General features: G+C 69.2%; 10 protein-coding genes. All 10 read left to right on the forward strand.

Annotation, left to right across the window (positions count from 1 at the left end):
- Positions 1-130: 130 nt before the first annotated feature.
- The gene (gene clsA / locus AOK23_RS31070) at positions 131-739 is read left to right on the forward strand and encodes a cardiolipin synthase ClsA (protein WP_055715902.1); all 609 of its coding nucleotides are present in this window, start codon (positions 131-133) and stop codon (positions 737-739) included.
- A gap of 114 nt (positions 740-853) precedes the next feature.
- Complete coding sequence (locus AOK23_RS31075; RefSeq protein ID WP_055517954.1) at positions 854-3,349, forward strand: mannose-1-phosphate guanyltransferase; 2,496 nt, start codon at positions 854-856, stop codon at positions 3,347-3,349.
- A gap of 98 nt (positions 3,350-3,447) precedes the next feature.
- Positions 3,448-4,350, forward strand: coding sequence for a DUF881 domain-containing protein (locus AOK23_RS31080; RefSeq protein ID WP_107102910.1), 903 nt, complete (start codon positions 3,448-3,450; stop codon positions 4,348-4,350).
- Positions 4,347-4,679 (forward strand): small basic family protein, encoded by a 333-nt coding sequence (locus AOK23_RS31085; protein WP_009343209.1) that lies wholly within the window; start codon positions 4,347-4,349, stop codon positions 4,677-4,679. The genes AOK23_RS31080 and AOK23_RS31085 overlap by 4 nt, the downstream gene beginning before the upstream one ends.
- Positions 4,680-4,684: 5 nt before the next feature.
- Positions 4,685-5,560: a DUF881 domain-containing protein gene (locus tag AOK23_RS31090; RefSeq protein ID WP_055715904.1), complete on the forward strand. Its 876-nt coding sequence runs from the start codon at positions 4,685-4,687 to the stop codon at positions 5,558-5,560.
- 61 nt (positions 5,561-5,621) lie between these two features.
- Positions 5,622-6,593 (forward strand): FHA domain-containing protein, encoded by a 972-nt coding sequence (locus AOK23_RS45835; protein ID WP_079049810.1) that lies wholly within the window; start codon positions 5,622-5,624, stop codon positions 6,591-6,593.
- Positions 6,594-6,637: 44 nt separating this feature from the next.
- The gene (gene ftsR, locus AOK23_RS31100) at positions 6,638-7,393 is read left to right on the forward strand and encodes a transcriptional regulator FtsR (RefSeq protein ID WP_063791433.1); all 756 of its coding nucleotides are present in this window, start codon (positions 6,638-6,640) and stop codon (positions 7,391-7,393) included.
- Positions 7,394-7,477: 84 nt separating this feature from the next.
- On the forward strand, positions 7,478-7,951 hold the full coding sequence (locus AOK23_RS31105) for a bifunctional nuclease family protein (RefSeq protein ID WP_028797289.1): 474 nt from the start codon (positions 7,478-7,480) through the stop codon (positions 7,949-7,951).
- 424 nt (positions 7,952-8,375) lie between these two features.
- On the forward strand, positions 8,376-9,059 hold the full coding sequence (locus AOK23_RS31110) for a MerR family transcriptional regulator (protein WP_206336330.1): 684 nt from the start codon (positions 8,376-8,378) through the stop codon (positions 9,057-9,059).
- Positions 9,060-9,233: 174 nt separating this feature from the next.
- Positions 9,234-10,630: DNA polymerase IV (locus AOK23_RS31115; RefSeq protein ID WP_055715907.1), on the forward strand; the 1,397-nt coding region annotated here is incomplete at its 3' end.

A 10,630-nucleotide genomic window follows, 5' to 3' on the forward strand; every position in this document is an offset into this window, starting at 1 on the left:
GAGAGTAGGACGCCGCCGAACTCCTTTTAAAGCTCTGGCTCCTGGGCACTACGCCCAGGAGCCAGAGCTTTTTTGCGTTGAGGTAGGGTCAGGGAGCATCATTGGCTCGTTTTGCACAGGAGGCCCCCGGGTGGAGGTCCAGGAGACCCGAGTCCAGACGGACCGGGTGCTCACCATCCCGAACATCCTCAGCATGGCGCGGCTCCTCGGAGTCCCCGTCTTCCTGTGGCTGATTCTCTGGCCCGAGTTCGGCGGCCCCCAGGTCGACGGCTGGGCGCTCCTCGTGCTCGCCCTGAGCGGCGTCAGCGACTATCTGGACGGCAAGCTGGCGCGACGCTGGAACCAGATCAGCAGCCTCGGCCGGCTACTCGACCCCGCGGCAGACCGGCTCTACATTCTGTCGACTTTGGTCGGTCTCACCTGGCGCGAGATTCTCCCCCTTTGGTTGACGGCTGTACTTCTCTTGCGTGAGCTGGTTCTGCTGGTGATGGTGGGCATCCTCCGCCGGCACGGCTATCCGCCGCCGCAGGTGAACTTCCTCGGGAAGGCAGCCACCTTCAACCTGATGTACGCCTTCCCCTTGCTGTTGCTCAGTGACGGAACCGGATGGATCTCGTCACTCGCTGCTATTTTCGGATGGGCGTTCGCCGGATGGGGTACAACGCTGTATTGGTGGGCAGGGATCCTCTACGTGGTTCAGGTCCGCCGACTTGTCGCGGCGGACGCCATGGCCGATTGAGCCCGTCCGATGGGACAGCCGTAGTGGCTCGATGGCCCGCGTCGGAAAAGTGCGGGACAATCTGGACGGGTGAAGTCGGCTAGACCGTGTCTCTTCAAGGAGGACGCTTCCGACATGAAGGCCGTCGTGATGGCCGGAGGCGAGGGCACACGCCTTCGCCCCATGACCTCGAGCATGCCCAAGCCGCTCCTGCCCGTGGCGAACCGCCCGATCATGGAGCACGTACTGCGGCTGCTCAAAAGGCATGGGCTCAATGAGACCGTCGTTACCGTCCAGTTCCTGGCGTCACTCGTCAAGAACTACTTCGGCGACGGTGAGGAGCTCGGGATGGAGCTCACCTATGCCAATGAGGAGAAGCCACTCGGTACTGCCGGGAGCGTGAAGAACGCCGAGGAAGCACTGAAGGACGATGCCTTCCTCGTCATCTCCGGTGACGCCCTGACCGACTTCGACCTCACCGAGCTCATCAATTTCCACAAGGAAAAGGGTGCGCTCGTCACCGTCTGCCTGACGCGCGTGCCGAACCCGCTGGAATTCGGCATCACCATCGTCGACGAGGAAGGCAAGGTCGAGCGGTTCCTGGAGAAGCCCACCTGGGGGCAGGTCTTCTCGGACACCGTGAACACCGGCATCTACGTGATGGAGCCCGAGGTCTTCGACTATGTCGAGGCCGATGTTCCCGTCGACTGGTCCGGAGATGTCTTCCCGCAGCTCATGAAGGAAGGCAAGCCGATCTACGGCTATGTCGCCGAGGGCTACTGGGAGGACGTCGGCACGCACGAGAGCTATGTGAAGGCACAGGCCGACGTCCTCGAAGGCAAGGTCGACGTCGAGATCGACGGATTCGAACTCTCACCCGGTGTGTGGATCGCCGAAGGCGCCGAAGTGCACCCCGACGCCGTGCTGCGCGGGCCGCTGTACATCGGGGACTACGCCAAGGTCGAAGCCGGAGTCGAAATCCGCGAGCACACCGTGGTCGGCTCGAACGTCGTCGTGAAGAGCGGCGCCTTCCTCCACAAGACCGTCGTCCACGACAACGTCTACATCGGACAGCACAGCAATCTGCGCGGCTGCGTGGTCGGAAAGAACACCGACATCATGCGGGCCGCGCGGATCGAGGACGGCGCCGTCATCGGCGACGAATGCCTCGTCGGCGAAGAATCGATCATCCAGGGGAACGTCCGCGTCTACCCCTTCAAGACGATCGAGGCCGGTGCGTTCGTCAACACGTCGGTGATCTGGGAGTCCCGCGGACAGGCGCATCTCTTCGGTGCCCGTGGCGTGTCCGGGATCCTGAACGTGGAGATCACCCCGGAGCTGGCCGTGCGGCTGGCCGGGGCGTACGCGACGACGCTCAAGAAGGGCTCGACGGTCACCACCGCACGTGACCACTCCCGAGGCGCGCGTGCCCTCAAGCGGGCGGTCATCTCGGCGCTGCAGGCCAGCGCCATCGACGTACGGGACCTGGAGAACGTACCGCTGCCGGTGGCCCGGCAGCAGACCGCTCGGGGCAGTGCCGGCGGGATCATGATCCGGACCACGCCCGGCGTGCCGGACTCCGTCGACATCATGTTCTTCGACAGTCAGGGAGCCGACCTGTCGCAGGGCAGCCAGCGGAAGCTGGACCGGGTCTTCGCGCGGCAGGAGTACCGGCGCGCGTTCCCGGGCGAGATCGGCGACCTGCACTTCCCGGCCAGCGTCTTCGACTCGTACACAGGCTCCCTGCTGCGGAACGTCGACACGACGGGGATCGCCGAATCGGGGCTCAAGGTCGTCGTCGACGCGTCCAACGGCAGCGCCGGACTCGTGCTGCCGAGCCTGCTCGGCAAGCTGGGCGTCGACTCGCTGACGATCAATCCCGGCCTCGACGAGTCGAGGCCGACGGAGACGGGCGACATGCGGCGGTCCGGGCTCGTGCGGCTCGGCGAGATCGTGGCGTCGTCGCGAGCCGCGTTCGGAGTGCGGTTCGACCCCGTCGGCGAGCGGCTGTCCCTGGTCGACGAGAAGGGGCGGATCGTCGAGGACGACCGGGCCCTGCTGGTGATGCTCGACCTGGTGGCCGCGGAGCGGCGGAGCGGGCGCGTGGCGCTGCCGGTGACCACCACCAGGATCGCGGAACAGGTCGCCGCGTACCACGGCACCCAGGTCGAGTGGACGACCACCTCGCCGGACGACCTGACCCGGGTCGGCGGCGACGAGACGACCATCTTCGGCGGAGACGGACGCGGCGGGTTCATCGTGCCGGAGTTCAGCAGCGTCTTCGACGGGACGGCGGCCTTCGTACGGCTCATCGGGCTGGTGGCGCGGACACAGCTCACGCTGAGCCAGATCGACGCGAGGATTCCGCGGGCGCATGTCCTCAAGCGGGATCTCGCCACTCCCTGGGCCGTCAAGGGGCTCGTGATGCGCCGGGTCGTGGAGGCCGCCGGCAATCGCTTTGTCGACACGACTGACGGTGTCCGGGTCGTGGAGACCGACGGGCGGTGGGTGATGGTCCTGCCGGACCCGGCGGAGGCCGTCACGCATCTGTGGGCGGAAGGGCCCGACGACGCCTCGGCGCAGGCCCTGCTGGACGAATGGTCGTCGGTGGTGGACAGCGCCGGACGCTGAAACACCCGCCACACGCGCGTGCCGGACAAGTGCCCCCAACGGGGCCTGTCCGGCACGTGGGTGGGGCCATTCGGAGGTAGCGGGCGCGACGTGCGACGATGTGCGGCATGCCGCAGCAGCCCCCCGTTCGGAGCACACCCGCGCGCCCGTCGCGTCCGGACGCCTCCATGTCGCTGCTCAACAACGTCATGGACCACAGCCTCGACGACGGGTACGCCGAGGCCGCCGCCCGGAAGAAGGCCGACGGCACCGGGGGCATGCCGAAAACCGTACGGGCGAAGCTGGGCCTCGCCGTCGGGCTGGTGCTCGCCGCCCTGGTGGTGACCGTGGGCGCGGCGCAGGCGCGGATAAGCGCCCCGGTGGTCGCCAAGGAGCGCGAGGAGCTCATCGACCGTATCCACCAGCAGACCGCGGCCGCGGACAAGCTGGAGGACTCCGTCGACGACCTCCGTGACGACGTGAGCGCACGCCAGCGCGAGGCGCTCAAGGACGGCGGCAGCGGCCAGGGCGACCTCGTGGGCATCCTGTCGGGCGCCGTCGAGGTGCACGGCCCCGGGGTGAAGCTCGCCGTCAACGACTCGAAGAACGCCAGCCAGGGCGGTGACGGCGACCCCCGCGAGACCTCCGGGTTCTCCGACACCGGGCGCGTGCGCGACCGGGACATGCAGCGGGTCGTCAACGGGCTGTGGGAGTCGGGCGCCGAGGCCGTCTCGATCAACGGACAGCGGCTCACCGCGCTGTCGGCGATCAGGGCCGCCGGCGACGCCATACTGGTCGACAACAAGCCGCTGGTGCCGCCGTACACGGTGCTCGCGGTAGGGGACGGGCAGCGGCTGAGCACCAGGTTCCAGAACAGCCCCGACGGGCTGTACCTGCATGCCCTGCAAGAGAACTTCGGGATCCGGACGAGCATCTCCGTCGAGAGCGACATCAAGGTGCCGGCCGCGCCGAGCGTGATCGTACGAACAGCAGAACCGAGCGCTAGGAAGGGCACATCGTGATCGCCGTACTGGGCCTCGTCCTCGGAGTCGTGGCCGGACTGTTGGTCCGGCCCGAGGTACCCGCGGTGGTCGAGCCGTACCTCCCCATCGCCGTCGTCGCGGCCCTGGACGCCGTGTTCGGCGGTCTGCGCGCCATGCTGGACGGGATCTTCGACGACAAGGTCTTCGTGGTGTCGTTCCTGTCCAACGTGGTCGTGGCTGCCTTGATCGTGTTTCTCGGCGACAAGTTGGGTGTGGGGGCCCAGCTGTCCACGGGCGTCGTGGTCGTTCTCGGCATCCGCATCTTCTCCAACGCCGCGGCGATCCGCCGGCACGTGTTCCGGGCGTGAGGCCGATGAGCGACAGGCACGAGACGCCGAGGCCGACGGCGGGCGCGGGCGGGGCGGACGACGACGAGCCGACGACCCGGTTGCGCCGCGAGCTGCCGCAGGAGGTCCCCGTCACAGCCGCCGAAGGGCCCGGCAGGGCCACGCCCGACGAGAAGAACCGGCTGACCGGACGGGAGCGGCTGGCCCAGGGGCTGTGGCCGCCGCGCTTCACACGAGCCCAACTCATCGTGGCCGTACTGCTGTTCGGCCTGGGCTTCGGCCTGGCCGTCCAGGTGGCCTCCAACAACGACGACAGCGCGCTGCGCGGCGCACGCCAGGAAGATCTCGTACGCATCCTCGATGAACTGGATGACCGTACTCAGCGTCTGGAGGAGGAGAAGCAGGGTCTCGAGGATCAGCGCACCGAGTTGGAGAACAGCTCGGACCAGGCCGAGGAGGCACGCAAGCAGACAGTCGAGAAGGAAAGACAACTCGGCGTGCTGGCGGGCACCGTGGCCGCGCAGGGACCCGGCATCACGCTGACGATCAACGACACGAAGGGGACGGTCGAGGCGGACATGTTGCTCGACGCGATCCAGGAGCTGCGCGCCGCCGGCGCGGAGGCGATCCAGGTGAACGGCGTACGCGTCGTCGCCAGCACCTATCTCACCGACTCCGGCAAGGGAATCAGTGTCGACGGGAACAAGATCACCCAGCCCTTTCGTTTCAAGGTCATCGGCAACCCGCAGGACCTCGAGCCCGCGTTGAACATCCCCGGAGGCGTGGTGCAGACACTGGAGAAGGAGCAGGCCACCGTGACCGTGGAGCGGGCTGACAAGATCGTCGTGGACGCCTTGCGAGCGGCGAAGCGGCCTGACTACGCTCGGTCGTCCTCCCAGTGAACCGCAGGTGCATAGGGGTCGTCCGGCGAGGGCAAGAGGTTGCGGGGGGTCGGCGCACCGAATGGGTGGTGCGTGGTGGAAACTGTCTGGTGGAAACGGACGTTGTGAGGATGTCCGGGTCGGCCGGTGTGTTCAGTCAGGGTTCGTCCTGCCCCACGGGCGGGTCTGTTTCGGTCAAGGGGAATCGCCCGTGAAGTTGTTTGCGAAGTTGTTCGGCAAGAGCGCGCGAGAGGACAGCGGCAACGCGACCTCCCGCCATCGCGCGCAGCCTTCGGAGGCGGAGGGCCAGGGTGGCGAGCGCCCCCTGTTCCGGGACCAGGTCGCTGGTCCGGGCGGTGACATTTCCGGAGGTCAGGGCGCGCCGTCTGTTGACCCTGCCCAGTCGGGCCGCATAGGTTTCGGGGACCCGTCAGCCTCAGGTACGGGTGGAGGGTTTGCCACCGACCCGTATGCGTCCAATGCCCCGGCGGGGCAGCCGCGGCAGGAGGATCCGTCGATGTCGGCCCTGGTGTGTACGAGGTGCGGTAACCGCAACGCGGAGAACAGCCGCTTCTGCTCGAACTGCGGCGCGCCGCTGCGTCCCGGCGCCGTTCCGGAGCGTCCGTCCGAGACGACCTCCACGATCTCGATCTCCGGCCTCGAGGCCTACGACTCCGAGACGACGGGCCAGACGCAGCTGCCGGCGCTCTCGCCGGAGGCCCAGGCCGCCGTCGACGCGCTGCCGCTCGGATCGGCACTCCTCGTCGTACGCCGCGGGCCGAACGCGGGCAGCCGCTTCCTGCTCGACAGCGACCTGACGACGGCGGGCCGTCACCCGCAGAGCGACATCTTCCTGGACGACGTCACCGTCTCCCGTCGCCATGTGGAGTTCCGCCGGGCCCAGGACGGCTCGTTCACGGTCGCCGACGTCGGCAGCCTGAACGGCACCTACGTCAACCGCGAGCGGATCGACCAGGTCGCCCTGCACAACGGTGACGAGGTGCAGATCGGCAAGTACCGGCTGGTCTTCTACGCGAGCCAGCGGGGTTACTGACCCGCCCCCGGACTCGATCCGGGGGGAATCCCCAGGGAAGGTCCATGCTTCGAACAACGAGCGGTGGTGCCGATCACGGCACCACCGCCGCGGACAGTGGCCTGATGAGCATCGGCTCGGTGCTGAACCTGCTGCGCGAGGAGTTCCCCGAGGTCACGATCTCCAAGATCCGTTTCCTGGAGTCGGAGGGGCTCATCGAGCCGCAGCGGACCCCCTCGGGGTATCGCAAGTTCAGCGCCGGGGACGTCGAGCGTCTCGGACATGTCCTGAGGATGCAGCGGGACCACTATCTGCCGCTGAAGGTGATCCGTGAGCACCTGGCGGCCCTGGAACGGGGCGAGGACGTCCGGCTGCCGTCGGTGGGCCGCCAGCGCGACATCGGCGACGGGGAGCGGCTGAGCGAGCTCTTCGGGGAGCCCGAGGAGCCCACCGCCGCCCGGATCGGGCGGGCCGAGCTGCTGGCCGGCGCCGGGATCGGCGAGGAGCAGCTGGCCGAGTGGGAGTCGTACGGACTCGTGGCGCCGCTGCCGGACGGCACGTACGACGCCGAGGCCCTCACGGTCGCCACGCTTGTGGTGGAACTGGGGCGGTTCGGTATCGAGCCGAGGCATCTGCGGGTGATGCGGGCCGCCGTCGACCGTGAGGCGGGCCTCGTGGAGCAGGTGGTCGCGCCGCTGCGCCGCCACCGCAATCCCCAGACCAGAGCGCATGCGGAGGACCGTACGCGGGAGCTGGCGGGGCTCACGGTGAAGCTGCACGCCGCGCTGGTGCAGAGCGCGCTGGGTGTCCGGCTCCGCTGAAGCGGGGTGTTCGCCTGTGGCGGATCGTCCGGCCTATCCGTGCTCGACTACCCAAACATCCCGAGCACGGCCTAGGGTTGCTGTGTGAACGAGCTCGATGTCGTAGGTGTCCGGGTCGAAATGCCCTCCAACCAACCGATCGTGCTCCTGCGTGAAGTGGGAGGCGACCGTTACCTCCCCATCTGGATCGGGCCCGGGGAGGCCACCGCGATCGCCTTCGCCCAGCAGGGCATGGCCCCCGCGCGGCCGCTGACCCACGACCTGTTCAAGGACGTGCTGGAGGCCGTCGGCCAGGAGCTCACGGAAGTGCGCATCACGGATTTGCGTGAGGGCGTCTTCTACGCGGAGCTGGTCTTCGCCAGCGGTGTCGAGGTGAGCGCCAGGCCCTCCGACGCCATAGCGCTGGCCCTGCGCACCGGGACGCCGATCTTCGGCAGTGACGGGGTGCTCGACGACGCGGGCATCGCGATCCCGGACGAGCAGGAGGACGAGGTGGAGAAGTTCCGCGAGTTCCTCGACCAGATCTCGCCGGAGGACTTCGGTACCAGCAGCCAGTGAGGCCGGGCTGCGGTGGTGTCGGGCCTCGCGGCCGCCGGGCCGTCGGCCCCTGGCGCGGGGCCGAGTCGTCGTCGCGCCGCCAAGGGCTGGTGGACCGCTGGGCCGCGCCGCCGTCGGGCTGCGCGGTCGTGACCGGCGGGACCAGCACTGCCTGCCGTCCACGGCCTACCGGAGCGCCGACCGATCGGGTCGGGGCCGGGGGGTGTCGATCAAGGGGGCGGCGTCACGAGAGTCCGGCACCTGACACGTGCCCATGCGGTGTCCTGGGGTTCCGCTTAGCATATTCGGCTAGCCTTTCCCCGCGGAAGGGCACGGGAAACCACTCTCAGGGTGATTATCACTCGGCGTGCCGAGTGTGGCGGTCGTTGACGCACCCCTGGTGGCTGCCTACCGTCGAGAAGGCAGGTCAAGGACGGAGGTCGGCGTGAGGAACAGCGGCGACGGTACGGCTGGGGGTGCCCCCGGACGCAGCCTGGGGGAGAGCGGCTCGTACCCTCCCCCGAGCGCTCGGCTCCGCTCGAGCAGGGGTTATCCCCATTCCGGCGGCGCGGCCGGTCCCGTTCCACAGTTGCCGACGGCTGTCCAGGACGGTTCGGAGGCCGAGCCCGAGCCGCACGAGAACGTCGGGTACCGCGGCCCCACCGCGTGTGCCGCCGCCGGCATCACCTATCGCCAGCTCGACTACTGGGCCCGCACCGGCCTCGTGGAGCCCAGCGTGCGGTCCGCCCACGGGTCCGGGACACAGCGGCTCTACAGCTTCCGGGACGTCGTCGTCCTCAAGATCGTGAAACGGTTCCTCGACACCGGCGTCTCCCTGCAGAACATCCGTACAGCCGTCCAGCACCTGCGGGAGCGGGGCTTCAGCGACCTGGAGCGGATGACGCTGATGAGCGACGGGGCCACGGTCTACGAATGCACCTCGCCGGACGAGGTCCACGCCCTTCTCCAAGGCGGCCAGGGGATCTTCGGGATTGCCGTCGGGGTCGTCTGGCGTGATGTGGAAAGCGCTCTCTCCCAGTTGCACGGCGAGCGGATCGACACGGGCGAGACCCTGGTCCGCCCCAACCCCGCGGACGAACTGGCGCGCAGGCGCAACCGCGCGGTCTGAGCGGGGCGCGTCGGTGGGCCCGAGCGGCGGGCAGCGGGCCCGAGTGGCGGGCGCCGGCCCCTCCCGGGGTCGGGATCGCGGTCGGCCCACGACCGGGCCGGGTTGTCCGCGGCGACAGGCCTCGCCGTCGGGCGTGGCAGGGCATTGTCAGTGGTGTAGGGCAGCATCGGAGATGTGAGAACCGCGCCCACGATCCTGCATCTCGACATGGATGCCTTCTACGCCTCGGTGGAGCAGGCGTCCAAGCCGAGTCTGCGCGGGAAGGCCGTCATCGTGGGCGGGCTGGGTCCCCGCGGTGTGGTCGCCACCGCCTCGTACGAGGCGAGGGTCTTCGGGGTGCACTCGGCGATGCCCACGGCGCAGGCCCGTCGGCTCGCGCCGAACGCCGCGTACCTCACGCCCCGCTTCACGTTCTACCGGGCCATCAGCCAGCAGGTCATGGGGCTTCTGCACGCCGTGTCGCCCCTGGTGGAGCCCCTCAGCCTCGATGAGGCGTTCGTGGACCTGGAGGCCGGGGGAGCGGCCTGGGACGAGGCCTCGGCGCGTGGGGCGGGGGTGCGGCTGCGTCAGGAGATACGGGAAGTGACCGGGCTGACCGGGTCCGTGGGGCTCGCCGCGTCCAAGATGCTCGCGAAGATCGCCTCCGAGCAGGCCAAGCCGGACGGCCTGGTGCTCATCGAGCCGGGCACCGAGCGGGCACTCCTCGGGCCGATGTCCGTGCGGATCCTCCCCGGGGTCGGGCCGGCCACCGGGGACCATCTGCGGCGCGCGGGGATCACCACCGTCGAGGAGATCGTGGAGGCCGGCGAGGACGAGGTCGTACGGCTGCTGGGGAAGGCCCACGGGCACGGCCTGTACGCGATGGCGCTGGCGCGCGACGACCGGGCCGTGGTCGCCGAGCGGGACGCCAAGTCCGTGTCGGTGGAGGACACCTATGACGTGGACATCCATGACCGGGTGCGGGTCCGGCTGGAGGTGCAGCGGCTCGCCGACCGGTGTGTGCGGCGGCTCAGGGGGGCCGGTCTGTCGGGGCGGACGATCGTGCTGAAGGTGCGGCGGTACGACTTCTCGACGCTGACCCGGTCCGAGACGCTGCGGGGGCCGACGGACGACCCGGCCGTGGTGCGGGAGGCCGCGGCGCGGCTGCTGGAGGCCGTCGACACCACCGGTGGGGTGCGGCTGCTGGGGGTCGGGGTCAGCGGGCTCGCCGACTACACGCAGGAGGACCTGTTCGCCCAGGCCGCGGGGGAGCCGGAGCTTCCGGAGGAGGAGACGGTGGAGGAGGCCGTCCCTGAGGAGAGCACGGGGCATGTCGTCGAGCGTCGGTGGTCGGCCGGGCACGACGTACGGCACTCCGAGTACGGGCACGGCTGGGTGCAGGGGAGCGGGCTCGGGCGGGTCACCGTGCGGTTCGAGATGCCCGAGGACAAGGAGCCGGGGCGGGTGCGGACGTTCCGGACGGATGACCCGGATCTCGAGGCGGTGGATCCGCTGCCGCTGGTGCCGGGCGGGCCGGTGCGACCGTCGGAGGCGGTGCCCGTGCCGGGGCCGGGAACGGAGCATGAGGGCTG

This window comes from Streptomyces torulosus, assembly GCF_001419765.1.
In the GTDB taxonomy this organism is placed as follows: domain Bacteria; phylum Actinomycetota; class Actinomycetes; order Streptomycetales; family Streptomycetaceae; genus Streptomyces; species Streptomyces torulosus.

Bases quoted from the DNA above. Each gene is read 5' to 3' on its own strand.
- AOK23_RS31075 (WP_055517954.1), top strand. From the start codon at position 854: ATGAAGGCCGTCGTGATGGCCGGAGGCGAGGGCACACGCCTTCGCCCC.
- AOK23_RS31080 (WP_107102910.1), top strand. From the start codon at position 3,448: ATGTGCGGCATGCCGCAGCAGCCCCCCGTTCGGAGCACACCCGCGCGC.
- AOK23_RS31090 (WP_055715904.1), top strand. From the start codon at position 4,685: ATGAGCGACAGGCACGAGACGCCGAGGCCGACGGCGGGCGCGGGCGGG.
- AOK23_RS45835 (WP_079049810.1), top strand. From the start codon at position 5,622: ATGGGTGGTGCGTGGTGGAAACTGTCTGGTGGAAACGGACGTTGTGAG.
- ftsR (WP_063791433.1), top strand. From the start codon at position 6,638: ATGCTTCGAACAACGAGCGGTGGTGCCGATCACGGCACCACCGCCGCG.